Annotated in this window: 15 protein-coding genes and 2 pseudogenes; 7 read left to right on the top strand and 10 right to left on the bottom strand. The window is 59.3% G+C overall.

Going from position 1 to position 21,566, the window contains the following annotated elements; genetic code table 11:
* Positions 1-165: 165 nt before the first annotated feature.
* Positions 166-1,665 (bottom strand): lipopolysaccharide biosynthesis protein, encoded by a 1,500-nt coding sequence (locus ACSQ2Z_RS23680; protein WP_436083670.1) that lies wholly within the window; start codon positions 1,663-1,665, stop codon positions 166-168.
* Complete coding sequence (locus ACSQ2Z_RS23685; RefSeq protein ID WP_436083671.1) at positions 1,655-2,950, bottom strand: hypothetical protein; 1,296 nt, start codon at positions 2,948-2,950, stop codon at positions 1,655-1,657. The genes ACSQ2Z_RS23680 and ACSQ2Z_RS23685 overlap by 11 nt, the downstream gene beginning before the upstream one ends.
* A 270-nt stretch (positions 2,951-3,220) precedes the next feature.
* Between ACSQ2Z_RS23685 and ACSQ2Z_RS23690 the strand changes: the two genes are divergently transcribed.
* Both ACSQ2Z_RS23690 and ACSQ2Z_RS23695 read left to right on the top strand, forming a co-directional pair.
* Positions 3,221-4,492, top strand: coding sequence for an O-antigen ligase family protein (locus ACSQ2Z_RS23690; protein ID WP_436083672.1), 1,272 nt, complete (start codon positions 3,221-3,223; stop codon positions 4,490-4,492).
* Between the two features lie 169 nt (positions 4,493-4,661).
* A pseudogene (locus ACSQ2Z_RS23695) lies at positions 4,662-5,331 on the top strand (IS630 family transposase); the annotation flags it as partial.
* Positions 5,332-5,365: 34 nt separating this feature from the next.
* On the opposite strand, the gene ACSQ2Z_RS23700 reads toward ACSQ2Z_RS23695, so the two are convergent.
* Positions 5,366-6,120 (bottom strand): IS5 family transposase gene (locus ACSQ2Z_RS23700; protein WP_436083673.1). Its coding sequence is split into 2 segments (ribosomal slippage): positions 5,366-5,787 and positions 5,787-6,120, totalling 756 coding nucleotides; the frame shifts between segments, so codons are not numbered across the junction.
* A 462-nt stretch (positions 6,121-6,582) separates the two neighbouring features.
* Between ACSQ2Z_RS23700 and ACSQ2Z_RS23705 the strand changes: the two genes are divergently transcribed.
* The 4 genes and pseudogenes from ACSQ2Z_RS23705 to ACSQ2Z_RS23720 form a co-directional block, all read left to right on the top strand.
* The gene (locus ACSQ2Z_RS23705; RefSeq protein WP_436083674.1) at positions 6,583-8,121 is read left to right on the top strand and encodes a dTMP kinase; all 1,539 of its coding nucleotides are present in this window, start codon (positions 6,583-6,585) and stop codon (positions 8,119-8,121) included.
* Positions 8,122-8,143: 22 nt separating this feature from the next.
* Complete coding sequence (locus ACSQ2Z_RS23710) at positions 8,144-9,301, top strand: glycosyltransferase family 4 protein (RefSeq protein ID WP_436083675.1); 1,158 nt, start codon at positions 8,144-8,146, stop codon at positions 9,299-9,301.
* A gap of 110 nt (positions 9,302-9,411) precedes the next feature.
* Complete coding sequence (locus ACSQ2Z_RS23715) at positions 9,412-10,434, top strand: SDR family NAD(P)-dependent oxidoreductase (protein WP_436083676.1); 1,023 nt, start codon at positions 9,412-9,414, stop codon at positions 10,432-10,434.
* Between the two features lie 24 nt (positions 10,435-10,458).
* Positions 10,459-10,724: pseudogene (locus tag ACSQ2Z_RS23720) on the top strand (IS66 family transposase zinc-finger binding domain-containing protein); the annotation flags it as partial.
* A gap of 41 nt (positions 10,725-10,765) precedes the next feature.
* On the opposite strand, the gene ACSQ2Z_RS23725 reads toward ACSQ2Z_RS23720, so the two are convergent.
* From ACSQ2Z_RS23725 to ACSQ2Z_RS23750, 6 genes are all read right to left on the bottom strand, one after another.
* On the bottom strand, positions 10,766-13,117 hold the full coding sequence (locus ACSQ2Z_RS23725) for a Calx-beta domain-containing protein (RefSeq protein ID WP_436083677.1): 2,352 nt from the start codon (positions 13,115-13,117) through the stop codon (positions 10,766-10,768).
* A 192-nt stretch (positions 13,118-13,309) separates the two neighbouring features.
* Complete coding sequence (locus tag ACSQ2Z_RS23730) at positions 13,310-13,876, bottom strand: hypothetical protein (RefSeq protein WP_436083678.1); 567 nt, start codon at positions 13,874-13,876, stop codon at positions 13,310-13,312.
* 389 nt (positions 13,877-14,265) lie between these two features.
* Entirely contained in the window at positions 14,266-15,018 is a 753-nt protein-coding gene (locus tag ACSQ2Z_RS23735) for a sugar transferase (protein ID WP_436083679.1), read from the bottom strand.
* A 34-nt stretch (positions 15,019-15,052) separates the two neighbouring features.
* Positions 15,053-16,285: a DegT/DnrJ/EryC1/StrS family aminotransferase gene (locus ACSQ2Z_RS23740; RefSeq protein ID WP_436083680.1), complete on the bottom strand. Its 1,233-nt coding sequence runs from the start codon at positions 16,283-16,285 to the stop codon at positions 15,053-15,055.
* On the bottom strand, positions 16,245-16,964 hold the full coding sequence (locus ACSQ2Z_RS23745; protein ID WP_436083681.1) for a nucleotidyltransferase family protein: 720 nt from the start codon (positions 16,962-16,964) through the stop codon (positions 16,245-16,247). Before ACSQ2Z_RS23745 ends, ACSQ2Z_RS23740 begins: the two co-directional genes overlap by 41 nt.
* 278 nt (positions 16,965-17,242) lie before the next feature.
* The gene (locus tag ACSQ2Z_RS23750) at positions 17,243-17,953 is read right to left on the bottom strand and encodes a LuxR C-terminal-related transcriptional regulator (RefSeq protein ID WP_436083682.1); all 711 of its coding nucleotides are present in this window, start codon (positions 17,951-17,953) and stop codon (positions 17,243-17,245) included.
* Between the two features lie 650 nt (positions 17,954-18,603).
* Between ACSQ2Z_RS23750 and ACSQ2Z_RS23755 the strand changes: the two genes are divergently transcribed.
* On the top strand, positions 18,604-19,695 hold the full coding sequence (locus ACSQ2Z_RS23755) for an IS5 family transposase (RefSeq protein ID WP_436080166.1): 1,092 nt from the start codon (positions 18,604-18,606) through the stop codon (positions 19,693-19,695).
* Positions 19,696-19,835: 140 nt separating this feature from the next.
* Here the strand turns inward: ACSQ2Z_RS23755 and ACSQ2Z_RS23760 are convergent, their stop codons facing one another.
* Positions 19,836-21,275, bottom strand: a complete 1,440-nt coding sequence (locus tag ACSQ2Z_RS23760; RefSeq protein ID WP_436083683.1) for a polysaccharide biosynthesis/export family protein — start codon at positions 21,273-21,275, stop codon at positions 19,836-19,838.
* Between the last annotated feature and the right edge of the window lie 291 nt (positions 21,276-21,566).

Genomic DNA, 21,566 nt, shown 5'->3' on the forward strand with positions numbered 1-21,566 from the left:
TGGTCGGGCCCGTCAAAGCGGCCAAGCATTTAAAGCGCCGCAGGCCAGCCGAGTGGGGACCCAGGCATGATAGGAAATGAGGCAAAGCAGCCCCATTTCAAATCAGGACTAGTCCTGAAGGGTGACAGGCATGGGGGGCCTCCTACCCGCCTTGCCGCCCCGCCGCTATGTTGGGCGGCGCTGGAGCCAAGCCGGGGCAAGGCTCATGAGGACTTGCAATGCCGACCTGCCATCGTGACCAAGGAACAACGCTGGTGCGCGCCAGCACAACAGCGCGCCGGCAGGGGCCGTGGAAAGCACGATCATTCCCAGCAGGGAGAGCGGCGGCGTGTGAAGTTCTCGCAATAAATGCGCAAAAATCCAAGCGCCGCCTCCCACCGTGACCGCGAGCGCCACGCCGGGTAAGTGCGCGACGGCAAAGTCCGACCACTGAAGCCCCGTAAGGCGGAGGCTGAGCTGCGCCATGAGAAGGAAGTTGCTCACCACCGCTATGACGACCCCAAGCGCCACTCCTGTCACACCCCAATGTTGCCCGATGAATGAGCCGGCCGCGACTGCGCAGGCAAAAACGGCTTGCCGCCACGCCCGGGCGTATACGGCCCCCGTTGCCCGGGCAATCGAATCACTGAGCTTGTAACTTGTGCGGAATAGCATCCCCCCCCCCAGGACCTGAAGCGGGAGCACCGCTTTCTCCCATCCGGGGCCGAGCAGCACCTGTACCAGTTCCGGCAGAACAGCCATAACCACCACGCTGGCGGGAAGTACAAGCAATGCACAGGACGCGACTGCGCTGCGAAAAGCGCGTGCCAATCGCGCCGGCTCCTGCTGGACCAGCGCCATCGTCGGAAACAAGACCATATCGAGGGTCTGGCCGACAATCACCGCGGGTGCTGTCATCAGCTGCGCTGCAAGCGCATACAGCCCCAGCGACTCAGCTCCTAGCCAACGACCGACCACCGCCTTGTCGGCCTGGCCGGCCAGGTAGTTGAATATGCGAGCGATGGTAAAGCCGCCTCCAAAATAGAGCAGGTCTCCGATCGCGGGTCGTTCCAGCAGAAGCCGTTTCGGGTGCGGCTGGCCGATGAGCAGCGCCAGCATGCGCACGAAATGCTGGCACACCAGCGCACCAACAAGGGCCCAGATCCCAAGGCCGTGCCAGGCTAATAGTGGACCGACGAGAACGAACCCGACCGCAAAGGCTCCTGCTTCGATGCCCGCGAGCCAGCGAAACCGCAACTCGCGCTGGGCCGAGGCCTGCGCCACCATCGATATTCCACGGCACAGGAATACGCCGCAGGTCGCCCGCACCACGGGAACGAGTTCGGTTAGGCGGAATAGGTTCGCGATAATGGGCGCTGCCCACCAGACGAAACCAGCCACGGAAAAGCTGAAAATGAGCGACAGGGTAAACCCAACACGTAGATGGGATTCTTCCACAACAGGCCGCTGCACAATCGCCGGAGCGACGCCCAGGCTTTCGAATATCGCGGAAAAGTTGATGACAACCAGCGCTGCAGCATAGAGGCCAAACTCACTCGGAGCAAGCAATCTGGCCAGAACTATGAGGGCGACGAGTTCCGCAACGGCTAGCCCGCCCATGGAAAGGCCAGTCCACATCAGGCCCACCGCGCTGCGCGCTGCCAAGCCTCGCCGGTCACTCGTCATGACGCGTTTCCTTCTTGGCAACTGGGGTTTGCAAGTGATATGCCGAGACTGTTTCTAGCCAGGACAACCGGGCAACGTAAGCCGCAACAGGTCCACCCGGCTGGCCCCAATTGCTCGCCCAAATGACCTGCGAGCCATCAGGCGAGGGCGATGCATGCGCCTCGCTCAGATAGTCGTCCTTCGCACTTCGATGATGGACGATACGCCGGATTTCGCCGCTTCCGTCAATTTTCAATGCTACGATTTCCCCATACAAGGGCGTCGCTCCGCTTCGCCCCGCCCGCTCGTATGAGCCGCTATATGTCAGGAATACCCAGCCCGGCCGGTTGATGCTGCGCGCTGATGCGTGCTGCGCAAAGCCGCGCGGTGTCAGAACCGTCACCTTACCGTCTGAGAGGCGGCGCTTGATGACTTGATATTTGTCCGGCTCGCTCTTGCTTATTCCGACATAGACATCACTGCCGTCGCTGTCGATCGTCATGTCGCCGTGGCCAGGTCGATGATGCTCAGCCCAGTGCTGGACCTGATGGCCGTCAAAACTGAAGATGTCGGCGATGTCCCTGCCGTCAGGTAATTCTTGATGGCAGAAGATGTACTGGCCCGAAGGCGAAATGGTGCAGTAGTTGTTGGTGCTCTCATGGTCAAGCTGGATATCGGGGTATTTTGTTGCGGATTGTATGTCGTATGCAAAGGCGACCCGTTCGCCAGACGGTTTGACAGCCCGGATCGCCAATCGGTTACCATTCTGCGAAAGGTTGTTCTTCCCGGGGCCGAATTCCAACTTTCGGTACTCTGGGGGAGCGTAGATCGTCATCCGCTCATCGCTGAGCACTTTCCAACGAAATATCTCAGTAGTGCTGACGCAGATCATTTGCGCAGGATCTGTCGGGTGCCACTCGCAGACACCGGATGGGCGGCGCTGGAACAGCGGCTGATAGTTCTGCCCGTCCAGAAAGCACAGCCCAGGGCAGCCTTTTTGGACAACCAGCAGACTCTGATCGGCATTCCATGCCTGCGCGCTGGAATAGCGGTGCCTGCAAAAGGCTGGGTCACAGGCGACTCCGGCCATGATCTCCTTACCCGGATCCGTGACTCGAACGAAAGCAGTACCAAACGCTGGATCGGTGCTCCGCTCGAGATAGCCAGGGACAATCATTTCTGGCACCGCGACCACCCGTGTGTCCGCCAGATTGTCAAAGGCAAGCACATTGCCGCTGCCCGACAGCGCCAAAATCGAGCCCGCCAGCAGTATCGACCCAAGCAATCTGGGCTTGTCTAGGTTCATTGTGGCCTCCGGCGGTCTCTAAGGCCAGAGACCTTTATCGGGGTTGCTGCAGCAATCTCAATAAGATGCTGGCGCAGCATAGTGGAGTAAATACCCCCTTAGTGGGTAAGCGGCTGTCGCGATCTAGCCCTTTTTGGGGATCGTCAGTATCCGATTTGCACATTCCCGACAGAGGCGAATGTGAGAAGATTGGGCTGTCGCCTCGTGCGCTCGCAGGTCAAAGGGCGAGCACTTGCTGCTTCGGGTTTGGTCTAATCACCGGTCGTGTCAATGATTAAAGATGGACTGCTCGCATTTGGACTGTTGTTGTCGACTGCGACGCAGCTCCGTCTGCCCGGCACGCCTTTAGGAGCCGGCGAGTCGCTGCTCACGATATGGATTGTTGGAGCGCTGGCTGACCTCGCATACCGGGGCGCTCCGGCGCTGACAAGGCCTGTTTCCCATATGCTGCTATTCTGGGCGGTGTTCACCTTCGCCCAGAGCATAGGTTTGCTTTTGGGATTAGCCACAGACAATATCTATGCTTCGGGCGTCCTGCACACCGGACAGGCTTACGCCTTCGTGGCAATTCTGTCGCTTCTCGTGGTCATTCTCCCTGCTTGGCGGCTTCACCGCGTGGCGTGGACAATCTCGGTCTGCGGCGCCGCCACGGTCATTCTGTTGCTCGCCGGCGGCTATGGCATGGTTCCCATGTCAGGCCTTGACCTTTGGATGTGGAACCGGTTCATCGGCTGGTCAATGAATCCAAACCAATTCGGACTTCTATGCACCGTACTTGTGCTCCTGTCGCTTCAAAGCGCAGAAGCGGAGGCTCGCCTGCGCACCAAAATTTTCGCGCTTAGCTGCATGGCCCCTCCTTTCATTGCCGGAATTCTGACCCGAAGCGACTCGTTTACCCTGGCCATTGGCTTTGCGGCACCGCTTTTCGTGGGGAGCAAGTTTCTAATCAGGTTCGTGCGCGCCGAGCGTCAGCCGTCTCTGGTCACGACCGTCGCCTGTCTGATGATCCTGTCACTTCCATTGCTGCTTGCGTCCGTAACCCCGTTCACTCCGAAGATCGCGGAGAATGCGCGCCAAGCGATCGTCGAGACCATGACAGAAAATGATCAAGCTGAAGATCGATTTCGACTCTGGAGTGAAGCGGTGGAAATCGGCCTGAAATCAGGAATGTTGGGCCTCGGACCAGGTCCGCATCTTCTCGGAAAGCGGACGAAACTACCGCCCCCTGAAAAGGCAGAAGCGCATAACACTGCCCTCGACTTGATCACTCAGGGCGGCATCCTAGCTGTGCTGATCTTTTTCTGGATCATTACGGCGGCACTCATCGCTGCCTACCGGGCTGGGCTCATAGCGCTGGCAAGTCTGATTTTCTCGCTATTCGTATATTCCAACTTTCACCTGGTTGTTCGTCACCCGATTTTCTGGTTCTCGGTCGCGTTCGGTCTGGCGGCCATGCATTCAGTCGCACCGCGAAAGTCGACGCGTGTGCGACCGCTCGATATCAGCCCCAGCGCCCCTCGCACCCGAGCCCAAATCAACTGACGAATATTCGCTCACAGCGCTGCCAACGGCGATTCACGGCCCCAGACACCCGTCCCGTCTGCTCCCTCGGCGCCATCCACCAAATTGCCGTCCGCGGTGCCGCTAGTGGTTTCCGCTTTAACATAAGAGTCCGTGTTTTTCTTTGGCGAGTGCGTATGCGAGTGGGCGCATGCGCACAGGAATATCCTTCACCGTTGCGCCGACCGATTCGCAATGCGCCGCAGAAGCACTTCTGGTGCGCCGAGATCATCCTGCTGAGTGCTGACGGCGTCGGCACCGTCGAGATCATGTGACAGACCGGCAAGTCGAAGACCTGCGTGTGGCGCTGGCAGGAGCGCTTCGCCACAGAAGGGTTCGAGGGTCTCTTGCGCGACAAGACGCGCCCCTCGCGCTTTCGCCGCTCGGGCCGGAGATCAGCGAGCAGGTGGTGTGGCGCTTTCGCTTGCCGACCCGCACGGGCGAAACGACGCACTGGACTGCCGACATGATGGCGGCCGAGGTGGGCGTTAGCGCCAGTGCGGTGCGCCGCATCTGGAAGGCGCACGGTCTCCAGCCCCGCCGCTGGCGGGCCTTCAAGCTCTCCAACGACCCTGAGTTCGTCGCCAAGCTCAACGTCGGCCTTTCGTCGATCCTCCCGCCCACGCCATCGTGCTGTCGGTCGATGAGAAGAGCCAGATCCAGGCGCTCGATCGCACTCAACCCGTCCTGCCCCTGAAGAAGGGCGGCTCGGCACCCTGACGCACGACTACAAGCGGCACCGCACGACCACATTGTTTGCCGCCCTCAACGTGCTCGATGGCACCGTCATCGGCAGGAACATGCAGCGTCACAGTCATCAGACCACGGCACTGGCCTAGGGTCAGGGCTCGTTAATCACAGCCAGAAGATGACAGAAGCTGCGATGCAGATTGCCGAGAAGAAGGTGTGGGCACATCGGTCATAGCGTGTTGCGATGCGCCTCCAAACCTTGAGTTTGGCGAAAAGGTTCTCGACCTTGTGTCTGCGACGATAGAGGGCCTTGTCGTAGACGTAGGGTTTCTTCCGGCTTTTAGAGGATGGGATGCAGGGCTCGATGCCCCTTGCGAGGAGCTCTTCGCGGAACCAGGTGCTGTCGTAGCCCTTATCGGCGATGAGGCAATCGGCTTTGGGCAACGCGTTGAGCACGATCCGAGCGCCCTTGTGGTCGCTCATCTGGCCTTCAGAGAGCAGCATGATGATCGGCCGGCCGTCATCATCGCAGACGGCATGGAGCTTCGAGTTCAGTCCGCCCTTAGTGCGCCCGATACGACGGGGAACATCCCCTTTTTTAGAAGGCTTGCCGCCGTGCGGTCGGCCTTCAGATGTGTCGCGTCGATCATGATGCGCTCAGGCTGGGGGCCTTCGCCGGCCAAAGCGGCGAAAATCCTGTCGAACACGCCGAGCCGGCTCCAGCGAATGCAGCGGTTATAGAGCGTCTTATGTGGCCCATACTGCGAAGGTGCATCCTTCCACTGCAGACCATTGCGGATCACATAGACGATACCACTGACGACGCGCTGGTCATCGGCACGCGCAACCCCATGAGAAAGCGGAAAATGCGGAGAGATGCGAGCCATTTGGCGCTCGCTTAGCAGAAACAAATCACTCATCAGAAGCCCCTTCAATGGAGACTCTGAATCACATCTCAAACGAAATTAATAGGTCCTGAACCTAGCGGTGTCGAGTGCGTCTTGTCGGCTCCGCCACCACTTCTTGCTTACATTCTGGCTTAGTGAACAGCACTTTTCTTGGGTATTCAGGTTTGGCAAGCGAGCTTCCTGCCGGAAAACCTCCTCATCCTTATTAGCATTAAGTTGATCGTTAGCCGGCGCGCTAGACTGGAAATGGCAAAGGGGCAAAGTCGCCTCAGAGGCGGGTTTCGCAGCCGTGGCATCGGCCCGTTTAGCGGAGGGAGTCCATTGATGAAAGCAGTAATGCAATGTGGCGGTCAGGGAACTCGCCTGTGCCGGTATACCATGGTCCTCCCGATACCTCTGATGCTCGAGCTGCTGCTGTCTGGCTCGATATTGGCCGGATAGACGATTTCCACACCGCCCAGGAGCTCGATTGGGATGTTCAGTCGCCGTCATTTGACGTCCATGCAGCCTAAAGCCCATCCCGATGGAGGAACCGGCCCCGAAGCCACGTCAGGCCCCCCACCGAAGGAACCGACACGTCGCCTGCTCGCCTCACTCGACCGTATGGGGCTACGGTACTGCCATTGGAAGAGCAATCTGCGCCTTGCCGACAGCCTTGCTGGCGAAGGGGATCTCGACCTGCTCATCGACCGCCAGGACGCCGCCGGGTTCCAAACCGCGCTGGTCGAAAGCGGTTTCAAGCTCGCGGTTTCCGCGAACGGGGCCGGACATCCCGGTGTCTTCCACGCCTTTGCTCTGGATCCCGATGTGCCGCAGCTGCTTCACGTGCACGCCTATTTCCAGATCGTCACCGGCGACAGTCTGGTCAAGGCCTACCACCTCCCCGTGGAACGGGCGCTGCTGGCCAATACGCGTCGCCTGCACGGCGTTCCGATCCCCACAGTGGAGGCCGAGCTCGTGCTCTTTGCGCTCCGAATTGCGCTCAAGCATACCAGTCTTACGGAGCTGTTTTTGCTTCAGCGCCACTACGACCTCGTGCTGCAGGAGCTGAAATGGCTCTGTGCAAGCGCGAACCGCGGCAAGGCCGAGGTGCTCTGGACGACCTGGTTTCCGGGTACGCCTGTTTCGCTTCTTTATGATCTGATCGAAGCCATCGCCGAGCCGCGGGCCATGGTTCGGCGAATCCTGCTTGGTCGTCAAGTAGCGCGCCATCTCCGTGCCTGGCGACGGCTCAGCACACTCTCGGAAGCGCTGTCCCGGATGCAGCGTGTTCTACTGTTGCTGCTGAGGCGTCGCCGCAGGCTAACCCCTACTGCGGCAGGGGTCGTAATCGCTTTTGTCGGTCCCATGGGCACGGGAAAATCTACCTTGAGTCTCGCCTCGGCCCGCATTCTGGGCCATCATTTCGATGTCCGCGCCGTCCATGTCGGCAAACCTCCCGCGACGTTCGTTTCGCTCCTCCCGCGCCTCGCCCTTCCTTTGGCCCGGCGGATCCTGTCCGGACACCGATCCAGCGCGCGCGCGGAACTTGAGCAGCAGCAAAACGTGCCGCCTTCTTTGCTGAATACTCTGTGGCTCACTGTTCTGGCCCACGACCGCCGCGCGCTTCTGAGCCGTTGCTGGCGCTATGCCGCCGCCGGGTCGATTGTGATTGCCGATCGTTACCCTTCCGCAACCATTGGCGCCGTCGACAGCAGTCGGTTCGATGATGAGGCGCTGGCGCGGTGCGGACGTGGCCTGAAGCAGTGGCTGATGAGGCGCGAGCGGGCTCTCTACACCGGGCTTCCGCAGCCGACGCTTGTCATCCGTTTAACCGCGCCGATCGAGACGTCGCTAAAAAGGGACGCGGTGCGCAATAAGAAAGACGGACCCGATCCCGCAGCCGTAAAGAGGCGCAGAAAGATCGAGACGGAGACTGAGTTCCCGGATTCGCGTGTGATTTCCGTTGATACGGAGCAGCCGCTCGAGGAGACGGTGAAAGCCGTGATGAAGGCTCTGTGGGTTAGCGTCTAAGTGGAGCTGTGGGGGGGTGCCGATGTCTATTCTAACGTCACACGGACAGCGGACGACCGAGCAGGTCGACCATCGTCTACGGATTGTTTTCGTGATTTCGCGCGGAGACGAAATCGGGGGGGCACACATCCACGTGCGCGATCTATCCGCTGCGCTTCGTTCCAGAGGTGCGGAGGTGACGATTTTAGCTGGGCGCGACGGTCGGTTTGCCAATCACCTCAGAGAGCGTGGAATTCCCATTCATTGCGTGCGAAACCTGCATCGCAGCGTGGGGCCGTTCCAAGCCGTGAGAGCTGTACTTGAGATCCGAGAACTATTACGTCAGCTTCGCCCCGACATCGTATCGACGCACTCTACCACTGCGGGCCTGCTTGGTCGGATTGCCGCGTCCAGTCTTGGTATCCCGGCTCTGTTTACCGCCCACGGCTGGGGCTTCACGAAGGGGCATCCATGGACCCAGCGTGTTATTTTTTGGCTGGTCGAATGGGCCGCAGCACCGCTTGCGTCTCGTATCATTACGGTATGCGAATCTGACTTCAGTGCTGCCGAGCGGAGCTTCCTGACTCGCAAAGATCGGCTTGTGGCAATCCCGAACGCCATGCCCGACGTCAAGGAATCGCTTCGCGCCCGACCGGAAAGATCGCCGCCCAGGATCGTAATGGTGGCACGCATGGCCTGGCAAAAAGACCATGCGACGCTCTTGCGCGCTCTTGCGCAGTTAATGGACCTCGATTGGCAGCTGGAGCTGGTCGGAGACGGGCCACTGCTCTCCTCTGTCGAGGCGCTCGCTGCCTCGCTGGGGATCGCGTCGCGCGTTCGCTTTACGGGTTATCGACAGGATGTGGCAGAGCGTTTGGCGGATGGGCAGATATTTGTGCTCGCTTCCAATTGGGAAGGATTCCCGCGCTCGATCCTCGAGGCTATGCGAGCGGGGCTGCCCGTGATTGCGTCAGACGTTGGAGGAGTGCGCGAGTCGGTTCGCGAGAGCGAGACCGGATTCATTGTACCGCGGGGAAACATCGATGTCCTCCGCGACCGTCTGCGCTTGCTTATTGCGGCTCCACTGTATCGTCGCCAGATGGGAGAGGCCGGACGGGCTTGGTACGAGAAGCGCTTCTCCCTCGACCGCCTGGTGGCGGAGACAACTGCTGTTTATGACTCTGTGCTTTCGGATTCGTGAATGGAGGTCGGGGCCTCGGTGGCAATCCCCTGTCGCCTCTGTGGGTACGCCGCCATCTTGAACTTCGCGGGTTCAAGCAGAAATAACGCAACGATGGGGAACTCAGTGCCATGGCTATCGATACGCGCTACGACGGACTAACGACGGTGATCACTGGAGCCGATGGATTCATTGGTTCACATCTGGCGGAGAGCCTCGTACGTCAGGGTGCAAAGGTCACCGCGCTCAGTCTCTACAACTCTTTCGGGCAAAGGGGATGGCTGGATGAGACCCCGGCCGAGCTTCGCCAAGCCATGAATCTCGTGGCTGGCGATGTCCGCGACTCCCATTTTGTGCGCAAGTTGGTCGACGGGGCAGATGTCGTATTTCACCTCGCCGCGTTGATCGCGATCCCTTACAGCTATAGTGCGCCGCAATCCTATGTGGACACCAACATAACGGGCACGGTGAACGTGCTCGAGGCTTGTCGCGCAGGCGGGGTCGGCCGGATGGTCCACACGTCCACCTCCGAAGTCTACGGCACCGCGCAGTTCACACCAATCACCGAAGAACACCCACTTCAAGGCCAGTCACCCTATTCCGCCAGCAAGATTGGTGCGGACAAGATGGTAGAGGCCTATGCCCGATCATTCGAGACGCCCGCCGTCATCATGCGCCCCTTCAACACTTACGGGCCGCGTCAAAGCGAGCGCGCCGTCATTCCGACGATCATCCGGCAGGCCCTCCAGCCGGAATCGAAAGAGATCCGGATTGGTGACCTTAGCCCGATACGAGATTTCAATTTCGTAGACGACACCGTCAGTGCGTTTCTAGCCATCGGCCGAGCGGAACAGCTGAAATGGGGTGCCGCTTATAATGTAGGCTCGGGGTTTGCAGTTACCATTGCCGAGACCGTCGAGCGCATCAGCGAACTCGTGGCTGGGCCAGCCAAACCGATAATCGCGGAAGACGTTCGCAAGCGGCCGGCTGCATCGGAAGTGATGGCGTTAATTGCCGACTCGGATCGTTTTCGAGAGTTGACGGGCTGGGCGCCTCGCGAAACGCTCGACAGCGGCCTCGAAAAGACGATCGAGTGGTGGCGCTACCGGATCGCAGCCGGGCGCGTTCGCCCCGAGTTGAGCTATCTGATCTGACAGGCTTTGCCCCCTCGCTGCCTTGAAGTAGCGGCGGAGATGGCGGCAGGCTCCTCGGCGGTCAGGGCCTTCGAGCGCAAGCGTCCGTCCAGGAAGGCGTTTCCCGAGCATCTGCGGCGCGAGCGCGTCGTCATCGCAGTGCCGGCGACCTGCCCGTGCTGCGGTTTTGGCAAGCTGGCGAAGTTTGGCGAGGACATCACCGAGACGCTGGAGGTGATCCCGCGTCAGCGGAAGGTAACCCAGACCATGCGCCGGCACCCTTCCATGTGGCGCCGCGCGGCTTCGCCGGAAGGCGAAATCCCTCCGGCAAACGACAGCCCCAATTGGAGTGCTAAACGATGAGCCAACCGCTGCCCAAGTCGATCTCGATCACACGCCCGTCATTGACATGGCTGTTCCCGTAGTCGGCGACGTAGAGATTCATTTCACCCGGATCGTCATTGGGATCACTGCTCGGCGCGAATTCCAGGTCCTTGATCTTGGCGCTGGTATCGCCGATCGGGTTGCGGTAATCCTTAAGAAGATCGATGGTCTGCAGGATATTGCCGCCGCGATCGACAACCCAGATATTCTTGCTGAAGCCGCCGCCCACGAAGAACACGTCGTGCTGGGCGTCATAGGCCAGCGCCTCCGGATCCTTGATTACCGTGGGAAGAGTGATCCTGGAGAGAACCTGGCTGATTGCCTTGTCGGTCTCGACGATCGTATGGGAAGTCCCGTTGACAATGAACACGTTGCCATTGTTCGGGTTGACGGCGACGTCCTCCGGATCGTCACAGTTGAGGGACTTGACCGACGCCGTCCCGAGCCTCGCTGTCGGGTTCTGCGGATCGACCCAGAAGACCTTGTAATTATCATCGTCCGTGATGAGCAAATGACCGGTGACCGGGTTGAACGCCAGACCCGTCGGCTCCGTCGTGAAGCCCGTAAGGCTGAGCGACTTCTCCAGGACACCACTCGTGCTGATCTGGAACAGATTGTTCGCGCGGGAGAATGGCTTCTCATCCACTTCCGAATCGGAAAGGAAGAGGCCCTGACCCGGCACATAGGCAAGCCCTGACGGATCCGAGCTGTTGATCCCTCCGGCCTTGATGCTGGTGTCAATGATGTTGACCACGGTCGGATTCGCAGGCGGAGGCGGGTTGACATCATTGTCGGCGATACTGCCCGTTCCCGAGGAATCGGCAAGGGTGAGCGCCGTGCCGCTCGTGACGAGCTTTGCCTCGTTGATCAGGACCTGGAAGGTCTCGGTATTCTCCACGATGGTGTCGTCGCGCAGATTGATGGTGACTTCGACACTAGTCTGCCCGGCCGGGATATCGACCACGCCACCGCTCACGCCCACGAAGTCCTCACCGGCTGTCGCCGTGCCGTTTTGCGTACTGTAGGTGATGCGCACCGTCTCGGACGCCGCCGCCGACAGCGTGATCATGAACTTGATCGTGGCCGTGCTGCCTTCCGTCTGCGGGTCGGGCGCTCCGTCCGTGATCGATATTTGCGGATTCGCAGGCGGAGGCGGGTTGACATCATTGTCGGCGATACTGCCCGTTCCCGAGGAATCGGCAAGGGTGAGCGCCGTGCCGCTCGTGACGAGCTTTGCCTCGTTGATCAGGACCTGGAAGGTCTCGGTATTCTCCACGATGGTGTCGTCGCGCAGATTGATGGTGACTTCGACGCTTGTCTGCCCGGCCGGGATATCGACCACGCCACCGCTCACGCCCACGAAGTCCTCACCGGCTGTCGCCGTGCCGTTTTGCGTACTGTAGGTGATGCGCACCGTCTCGGACGCCGCCGCCGACAGCGTGATCATGAACTTGATCGTGGCCGTGCTGCCTTCCGTCTGCGGGTCGGGCGCTCCGTCCGTGATCGATATTTGCGGCGCTGGTTCTGAACCGCCAGACCCGGAAATCGTGAAGCGGTCGGCGCTCAGGATGCTTGCAATATCCGTATCGAAGGTGGCGATCGCGATCCCGGCTGCGCCGCCGGCACCATCCCCATCCCACATCAAAGTCCGATTTCCACTCGAGTAGATGAACTGCCCGTGAGACGTGGTCGCCTGGTCGCCGGAACTCACAATGGTAAAGTAGTCGCTCGACAGTTTCCCGTTGGTCAGACCGCTCCCCGCGCTCAGGCCGTAATCGGCGGCGAAGATTCCGAGTCGGTCGTCCGCGTCGAAGTCCACCACCCGGTCCGTGCTACTGACCTCAGCTGGACCGAATAGGAACGTGTCGGCGCCGCCACCGCCAGTAAGTATATCTTTTCCCCCGTCTCCAGTAAGGACGTTCGCAGCGGTATTTCCCTTGATCTTGTTGTCGAGTTCATTGCCTGTTCCGTTGATGGTGTCCGTCCCCGTCAGCGTCAGGTTTTCAAAGAACTCGGAAAGGGTGAACGTGATGGAACTCTCGACCAGATCGATTCCGCCATCATCAATGCCGTCGTTGTTTTCATCCTCGCTGATCACATCGCCGACATTATCGATCCTGTAGCGGTCGTTGCCTGATCCGCCGTACATGGCGTCCGCCCCGGTCATGCCGTCGAGCAGGTCATCCCCACCCCGGCCATAAAGGATGTCATTGCCATCCTTGCCGTAAAGCCTGTCGTTCCCCCCCTTGCCATCGAGCAGATCGTTTTCAGCGCCGCCGATGAGGTCCTCGCCAGCATCCGTGCCGATCTTATCTACCACAGCTAGTTCTCCTTTCTGCAACCGGCTCCGAAAGCCGCTATGGCGGGGGCAGCTCTTGCATCACCCGCAGCAATTGTTTCCGCAGTGAGCGTTGCGCTCGGTCAAGCGGTGCCGGACGCGACCGATGAAAACGGCTCTGTTTGATCCGTCATTCAGCGTCGCGGGTACAAGGCGATTTCGCACCAAGTCAGGTCATGGCGATCCGTGTCCCTTCTTCAAGACGATTTCGTCCGCGATCGTCTCGACGGCCATTGCGAGGGTGTCTTGGTCCCGCCAACTCACACGCATCGAATGCCGGCCGCGCTCCTTCAGCAAATCATCAATCATCGAGGAGATCTCGATCTGCCGAAGCGATCTTTGGATGTCGCTCTCAAACAGTCGCTCAAACAACCCTTGACGACGCAGCCGTTTTTTAAGGCGCGCCTGCAGCACTTCGCGCGGCGTCTCCACACGAATGAGCAAATCGGGCGCTGGAACAAGCGATAGTCCTCGCGACAGGGCATGCTGGTTTACCGCACCGGAAAAGAGGGCGAGCGAGCAGAGCGAATTCATAAAGCCCTGATCGAAGATGACGACGCTGTCCGAGGTCAGCGCCGCACTCCAGGAGCCGCAGATGTTCCGCAGATAACGTCGAGCCCGGATCGCTCTGGTCCAGCTCTTTGGCGGCAGGATCTCCATCAGTTGCCCGACGAGCGGGTCGATGGAGACCCCTGGCACCAGCGCGTCCAGAGCGGTGAAGACTTTCGAGGCGCGGGCCAAGGCTGCAGGCAGCGCGGAGGGCGGCTTGGTCCCTGCTCCTGGTGGCTCAGAACCTCTTTCTGCAGGTCGCGAGCTCCCGACGAGCCGCACCGCGATGCCCCTAGCATCGAGCGCCGCCTCGAGGGCTCGGGCAAGGGTCGTCTTCCCGGAAGCAGCTGGCCCGAAAAGCTCGATAATGATGGTGTTGCGCCTTGGAGCCGGTATCCTTGCCCATGACGATGGAACCGTGCCGGGATTGCATGCCCGCGAGGGGATCGGGCTTTCCGCACCGAGGAGCGCGCCCGAACCCCACCTCTCACGAGGCACTGGCGTTGCTGCTGTCCGGTGGGACGATCCCTGCGTCGCGTCCGCGGGACCCTGCTCAAAGGGCCTCTGCGGAGTTACCCAGCTCATAGTTGCATCCTCCTCGCGTGGCTCCAGCTCGAAGGTGGCGATAGAGCGCCCTCCGTCACAGGCGCCTGGCTGGTCCGCAGCGTGGGCAGCTGCGTTGGAAGCTTGGTCAATGTTGGATGGAGGCCGACTACCGCCATGACTCCGCGAACGATCCACACTAGGTCCTTGAGCATGGTCTTACGCGGATAATATTCGAGATCGAGACAGGCCTTCAGCGGGAAGATCACCTCTCGATAAACCTTGATCAGGTCGGTATTCACGGGGTACAGGCTGGCCTCATTGCGAAACGCTGCCTGGCTCGGACCGAATATTCCAGGCCTATAGTCCAAGATAGCCCGGTGCTTGTCGTCGAAGCAGTCGGCAAAAGCGAGGCTCTCTGGCCGCGGGCCGACAAAGGCCATATCTCCCCGGAGGATGTTATAGAGTTGCGGGAGCTCATCGAACTTTGTTTTTGCGAGTAATCGTCCAATTCTGGACGTTCGACCGTCATTGTTGACCGTCAATGGAAGGCCGAAGGGGCTGCAGTCCGCGCGAAATTTGCGAAACTTGTAAATCCGGAAGTGCCTGCCGCCCTGTCCAAGGCGCACCTGCGAGAAGAACACCGGACGGCCGCTCTCCGCGATGATCGCCACGGCAATCAGCAGCATCACGGGGCTTAGAACCGCCAAGCAGACGGCGGCGAACAGACCGTCGAGGGAGCGGGCAATCCAGCCGATAAGACGTGCTGGCGGACGGTCGTCATGGCGCATTACGTATCTCCTCACATTTGTTTCGTGACGTCCTTCATGCCTGCGCAGCAGCGGCCAGAGCGGCGACTACGCGCTCGACGTGACCGTCATCCATGCCGGGATGCAGCGGGAGCGTCAGCTCGCGACGAGAGAATTCCTCCGTCTTCGGGAGCCGAAGGTCGGGTAGCCGAGATCTGTAGAAAGAAAAGTCGTGAACAGGCGGGTAATGGATGCTCGTTTGGATGCCATCGCTTCTCATGGATGCGATGATCCGATCGCGGTCGGCTTCGGCCGGCAAGACGACCGGCATGATGTGATGAGCCGAATCGCAACCCTGCAGGCTGGGGACGAGGATGGTCGGGCAATCGGCTGCCAGAACTTCTGCATATCTGGCCGTCAGGACGCGCCGGCGTTCATTCCACGCTGTCAGGCGACCGAGTTGAACCAGACCCATGGCAGCCCGGAGTTCGTCCATTCGGTAATTGTAGCCGAGCATGGTCACGTCGTAGTGCGGCGCGCCACTCTGGTGGCGCTGGAATGTGCCGCTTGTCATCCCATGACTGCGCATTTGTCGGACTCGCTCCAGAAGGTCGGATTGAGTCGACACCACCATGCCGCCTTCTGCGGTCGTCATGTTCTTGTTGCCGTAGAAGCTGAAGGCAGCTGCGTCGCCGAAGGTTGCGGCGTCCTCGAGGCCAACTGCATGCGCCGCGTCCCCAATGAGGAACAGGCCCCGCCGGGAGGCGAACTCGCGCCATGCGCTGCGCTGCGCGACACAGCCAGCATAGTGCACGACAATGACAGCCTTCGTTCTCGGGGAGCACTTTTGCGCAGCGTCCTCCAGGGACATCAGCGGCATGGCGAGCGACTCGATGTCGACGAAGACAGGCGACGCTCCAGTATACAAGACGCTGTTGGCCGTCGCCACGAATGTGAGCGAGGGCACGAGGACTTCGTCGCCTGGCCCTATCCCCAGTGCATGGAGGATAAGATGAAGTGCGGCGGTGCAAGAGCTGACTGCCACGGCATCGTCCGTGCGATGCCGCTCGGCGAAGGCTAGCTCGAAATCGCGTACACGCGAGCCCATCGTGACCCAGCCGTCGTCCAAGACTTCGGAAACGGCGACCTGCTCCTGACGCCCCAAGATTGGTCGCGCGACGTAAATCTCTGAGCGATCGTCGGCCCCGCTGCCGGCACGCGCCGTTGCGGCACCTCCGCCCGGGGCGGCAGCATTCAGCAGAACAGCCTCAGGCTGCGTGGACGCGTTCAAACGGTGGTGACTGGACATCCCAATCAAGCTCCTGAGCGGTTTGGAAATCTTCGATCCGGCCAATGTCGAGCCACATGCCCTCGTGAATGTAGCTGTGGGTCGGAACGCCTCGCCGAAGGAGGCACAGGATCAAATCATCGAAGCCGAATGGGACGCCCGCAGGAATGTATTGAAGCACCGAGGGCTCCATGCAGTAGACACCCATGCTCACAAGGTTCGAGAGTATCGGTTTTTCCTTGAAGCTGGTGATCCGCCCGTCATGTGCCTCGATGACGCCGAAATCCATTCGAGTCTGCCGGTGCATGGTAGCCACCGTGAGTAGTCCGCCCGTGCTGTGATGGTACTGGGCGAACGCACCGAGGCTCAGATCGGTAATGACATCCCCATTGATCACCAGGAAGCTGGTGTCGAGTTCATCGCGCAGCAAGCCGAGTGGCCCGATCGTCCCCAGGGGTGCCGCTTCATCCGTATAGCGGATCCGGATGTCCCACCGCCGCCCGTCGCCACAGAAGCTCTTGATCAGCTGCCCGAGATAACCGGTGGTGATATAGACCTCTGTCAGGTCGTTTCGTCGAAGCCATTTCAGCAGAAGCTCAAGTACCGGCTGAGAGCGGACTGGCATCAGCGGCTTGGGTAGCACCATAGTGTATGGTCTCAGGCGCGTTCCCTGACCGCCACACTGGATTACGGCTTTCATCGAATCTCTCCCTGAAGTTGACTCGGTACTGCCTCAAAATCCGCGTTTGCGGAGATGTGACAGATCGATGACAGGAATCTAGCAGTCGATCAGTCCTCGGCAACTGCGCATAAGGATAGAAGGCAGTCGAGCGGCAAAGCCATACTTTGTGGAGCATCCTTTTGTGGAGCTGCTACCCAAGCGGGATGACCGCTCCAAAAGGGGGTATTCGTAGAATTTTTAGATAGCCTTTATTTTTCTGGGGCTTGCTGAGCCGGCTTGATCAGAACGGAAATCGATCACTGCTGGTACGGTGAGGTCTGCTGCCCCGCACCCGTTGCCCACAAGGCCGCCTCGGTCCGGTTCCTTATCCGAAGCTTCCGCAAGATTGCCTTCACATGTACCTTCACGGTGGCATCCGAGATCTCGAGCTTCCTGGCAATCTCCTTATTGGAGTTTCCCTGACTAAGTGACATCAATACTTCAATTTCTCGCGACGAAAGATTAGGCGCCAGGGAAATTATATGAGTTGAATGCCCGTTGTGACCATTGTTTTCGTTGTGCTTCTGTAAGACATACTCCTTTGTGATGAGCGATGTCTTGACCGGAGCGGGGGGAGGGAAAACAGGCTCGCCGAGCAGGACCAATTCCAGCGATTTCACCATGGCTTCGACGCGCATGCCCTTGTCAATCAAACCATGAACACCCGCTTGGATGGCCTGGGTGACTACAGCTTCCTCAACAGAGTCCGCCATTAGAACAACAAATGACTTTGGAAATTGCGTTTTGAGCTTCTCGACGTCCGCTTTAAATCGGCAAATATTTTGCCCCACGTCTATCAAAAACAAATCGACTTCCTGACCCTTTTCTATCAGCTCCCACAACTGAGCCATATTGGCGCATTCGATTTGTTCTTTGAATGCCGTTCGTGCAAATATTCGTGCCAGCCCTGCGCATACAATGTAGTTCGGCTCGACGATTGCAAAATTCCACGTTTTCTTCTTGTTCACGCTGCACACCCTTCCGGAGTAGGTAGAAATTTTGCAAATAATTCATCATGTCAAAAAAGAAATGGTACCACAGACGCGCAGCGGAGCAATCAACCGGGATAGCCCCAAAAAGTCAACGATGACGTTTCAATGGTCATCTCTAGGGTTGTATACATAGCACAATGGATTTACACTTGTTCGCCAACCCCCTTATACTGTTACCGCTTTTGACGTAGATATTGCCCAGTGCCGGAAAACAGGCTCTTGCTCGACGAGCGAGTTGTCGATGCGGCCACGGATGGCAAATAAAGCGACCGCGAGATGGGCACGGGGGTTGGAAGAGCTCTCGGTTCGACCGCAAAACTTTGGCGAAGCGCTGCGTCTCGCCGTCGGCCGCCATCGCAAAGCCTTAAGGTCCTGCCGCAAAGGCTTCGACCACGGAAATGGACAGCGGTCCGGCCAACACAAGCAGGTTGACGAACTCACTCAAGTTGGCGGCAGAGATGAAATGCCAGCGGCCATCGCCTCGCGAAGACTCGGCCTCCTCGTCTATCCGCGCTCCGCTCGAGCATCGATCCGGAAGACCAAGTAGAATTGGACACCTCTAAAAACCTCCCCTTTTTGCGGAATTCGTGATTCACTCCGGCAGTGTGATTTGCAGGGAGCGGATGATGCGGGGACAGCCTGGCTTTTGGGATCTGGACGAGCGTTACGAGCGCTTGAGTGCGGTAGGAGATCCGCTTGAGAAGCTCAACGCGATTATCCCCTGGGCTGTGTTCGAGAAGCGTTTGGCGAAGGCACTGAAGCGATCCGACGGATCGAAGGGCGGTCGACCTGCTTTCCCGTCGGTTTTGATGTTCAAGATCCTGGTGCTGCAGGCGCTCTACAATCTCTCCGACGACCAGGCAGAGTTCGTCATCCAGGACCGGTTGTCATTCATGCGGTTCCTGGGCCTGTCCTTGTCCGAGAAGGTGCCCGACGCCAAGACGATCTGGCTGTTTCGGGAAAGCCTGGTGCGGGCCGGTGCCATCGATAATCTGTTCGCCCGTTTCGACAAACATCTGTCGCGGTCCGGCTATCTGGCCAAGGGCGGTCAGATCGTTGACGCGACGATCATTCAGGCTCCCAAGCAGCACAATAGCCAGGACGAGAAAGCGGCGATCAAGGCGGGCGAGATCCCCGAGGGCTGGAAGGACAAGCCCGCCAAGCTCGCACAGAAGGATCGTGACGCCCGTTGGACGATGAAGTATTCCAAGGCGAAGCAACCGACAGAAACGCCGACATCAACAGCGACCCGGCAGCACGACATCGCCATTCCGATGTTCGGCTACAAGAACCATGCGGGCATCGACCGGGCGCACGGCTTCATCCGCGGATGGACGGTGACGAGTGCGTCTGCTCATGACGGCGCTCAACTCAGAAACGTTGTGACCAAGGACAACACGGCATCGACGGTCTGGGCCGACAGCGCCTATCGTTCGAAGACCAATGAGGAATGGCTGAAGGACAATGGCCTGAAGTCGGATATCCATCAAAGGAAGCCGAAGGGCAAACCGATGCCGGAAGCGATGTCGCGGGCCAATGGCCGCCGCTCGAAAGTGCGCTCCGCCGTCGAACATGTGTTCGCAAGGCAAAAGGACAAGATGAAGCTCTTCATTCGAACCATTGGTGTCAGCAGGGCGACGGTAAAGATCGGCATGGCCAATATCGCCTACAACATGCTCCGCTATGTCTTCCACGAAGGACGACGCGTCACCGCATGATGCACGCCGCCCCGAAAGGGGCAGTGACACCACGAAATCCAACCTGAAATCGGAGGCAAAAGCCGCCAACAGCCATCAGGCCGTGCCGCCGATCACCAATTCAGCGGTAATTCGAGGTCTCCAATTGAGGGATTGAGAGGTTATTTCGCGCTCTGTGCATATTGAGGCCGGTCAATGCCAAGTGCGCCGAGATCATCGCTCGTCGATAAGGACCCTTGGCGTAACGCGACTTCCACCATATCGCCCGGCTCGACCTCTTCATCATACCCCGCTTCAAAAGCGACGGGCTTCATGTCGATCCTGCGAATAACGGTAACCGCCGGGCTGGCCTCCTGGCTGGCCTCCTGGCCGCGCGGGACGGCGATGCCAGCGAGGTCCAATTTCGCCCGCAGACTCTGTAGGCGGGCATGTTCCTCGGCCAGTTTCAGATCTATGGACCGCAGTTCTTCATGAATGCCGAGCCGGCGCTGGTCTTCGAGCTTTTCCAACGACCGGCGCGCCTCGTCCAGCCGTCTGCGCATCTGCATGAGCTCGCTTTCCGTTTGCAGCCGGCGCGTGGCTGAGTAAAGCAATGAGCGTCGGGCGTCCACTACCCGCAAATTGGTGAATGCGCCTTGCCGCAGAAGTTTTTTCGCAGTTTCGTAGACTTGAGTGTCCTCGAGTTCGCCTTGGGTCTCGAGTTCGACGCGTTCGGATAGCGACTTGATCTGCTCCTCAGCAAGAGCCGCGCTCCGGTCCAGAAAGGCCCGCTCGCGATCGAAATCCACCTGCCGAAGCTCACGAATCTGCTTCTCGGTTGCCAGAATGCGCGTCAACGCGTCTTCAGGCACCGGTGCTGCTGGAATTGATGTCTTGTCGAATTCGGCCGTCTCGCCGAGCTCGGTGCGGAACCTCCAGGCGCGGGCGGCGTGGCCAGCCAATGTGAGCCAGCTGGCAATGTAGTCGCTCTGCAGCGGGATCGGATCGTATTGCGGCAGCGTGCCGGTAGCCATAATCGGTGGACGGAGCCCGCCCGCAGACGCGATCGCCTGGCGTACCGTCATCCGTGGCTGGAAAGGATGCTCGCCGGACCGAACAACATCACCGGATACCCATATCGGCGCATATTGCACGATTGCCGCCGATACATCCTCGCGTTCAACCGTACGCGTCAACTCCCGACCATCGGAAGCATAGAGGGTCAGGAGCCGGCTGGTGTAGGCAGCCTGAATAAGTTCGCGAACATTGGCCAACGTGACGCCCTCGACGTCGAGCGTGCCGATGGTCGAAATTGTGATGCTGCCATCGAGCTGAACCGGCGCGCGTTGGCCGAACTGCGGAAGCCCAGCGAGCGAGACCTCGATCACATCGCCCGCATGCAGCCGGTATTCGGAGGCGGCCGACCACGACAGCCCCAAGGCCAGAGCTACTGCGGTGCGGGCCGCCAGACCAAACAACTTGAAAAACGTGCGCGGTCGGTGACGAAGGACCATCGGCGTACTCCAATCTGAAGATTTGCTGGAGTCAGTGCATCTGGCCGGCAGACTGGCCCGGCGCGCTTCACCAGCATCATGTAAATGATGATGCTTCACCAGCATCATGTAAATGATGACAAAAGCCCCAATATCAATAAATGGAGAGTATGCTCATTCAGGCAGAGCGACATAAGGGGGTACCCCACAGCACCATGATTAGGTAATCCCCGCCGAATCCTTACTCAATTTGCGTCAATTTACGCGTCGTACAAATGATGAAATTCTATACGCTGGAAATGTTGTGAATGGGGGCAATCGGGTGAGCACTCGCATTCCCATCATCGCATTTGCCGCCGGCTAGTCAAGCAGCCGAGAACGGGTGCTCGCGGGTGGATGGAATGGTTGAGGAGTGGCACG

It is taken from the genome of Pararhizobium sp. LjRoot235 (assembly GCF_964254145.1).
Lineage (GTDB): Bacteria > Pseudomonadota > Alphaproteobacteria > Rhizobiales > Rhizobiaceae > Pararhizobium.

What these genes read in the sequence shown, in the direction of transcription:
- ACSQ2Z_RS23680 (WP_436083670.1), bottom strand. Translation starts at nt 1,665, where the DNA reads ATGACGAGTGACCGGCGAGGCTTGGCAGCGCGCAGCGCGGTGGGCCTG.
- ACSQ2Z_RS23685 (WP_436083671.1), bottom strand. Translation starts at nt 2,950, where the DNA reads ATGAACCTAGACAAGCCCAGATTGCTTGGGTCGATACTGCTGGCGGGC.
- ACSQ2Z_RS23690 (WP_436083672.1), top strand. Translation starts at nt 3,221, where the DNA reads ATGATTAAAGATGGACTGCTCGCATTTGGACTGTTGTTGTCGACTGCG.
- ACSQ2Z_RS23705 (WP_436083674.1), top strand. Translation starts at nt 6,583, where the DNA reads ATGTTCAGTCGCCGTCATTTGACGTCCATGCAGCCTAAAGCCCATCCC.
- ACSQ2Z_RS23710 (WP_436083675.1), top strand. Translation starts at nt 8,144, where the DNA reads ATGTCTATTCTAACGTCACACGGACAGCGGACGACCGAGCAGGTCGAC.
- ACSQ2Z_RS23715 (WP_436083676.1), top strand. Translation starts at nt 9,412, where the DNA reads ATGGCTATCGATACGCGCTACGACGGACTAACGACGGTGATCACTGGA.
- ACSQ2Z_RS23735 (WP_436083679.1), bottom strand. Translation starts at nt 15,018, where the DNA reads ATGCGCCATGACGACCGTCCGCCAGCACGTCTTATCGGCTGGATTGCC.
- ACSQ2Z_RS23740 (WP_436083680.1), bottom strand. Translation starts at nt 16,285, where the DNA reads ATGTCCAGTCACCACCGTTTGAACGCGTCCACGCAGCCTGAGGCTGTT.
- ACSQ2Z_RS23745 (WP_436083681.1), bottom strand. Translation starts at nt 16,964, where the DNA reads ATGAAAGCCGTAATCCAGTGTGGCGGTCAGGGAACGCGCCTGAGACCA.
- ACSQ2Z_RS23755 (WP_436080166.1), top strand. Translation starts at nt 18,604, where the DNA reads ATGCGGGGACAGCCTGGCTTTTGGGATCTGGACGAGCGTTACGAGCGC.
- ACSQ2Z_RS23760 (WP_436083683.1), bottom strand. Translation starts at nt 21,275, where the DNA reads ATGATGCTGGTGAAGCATCATCATTTACATGATGCTGGTGAAGCGCGC.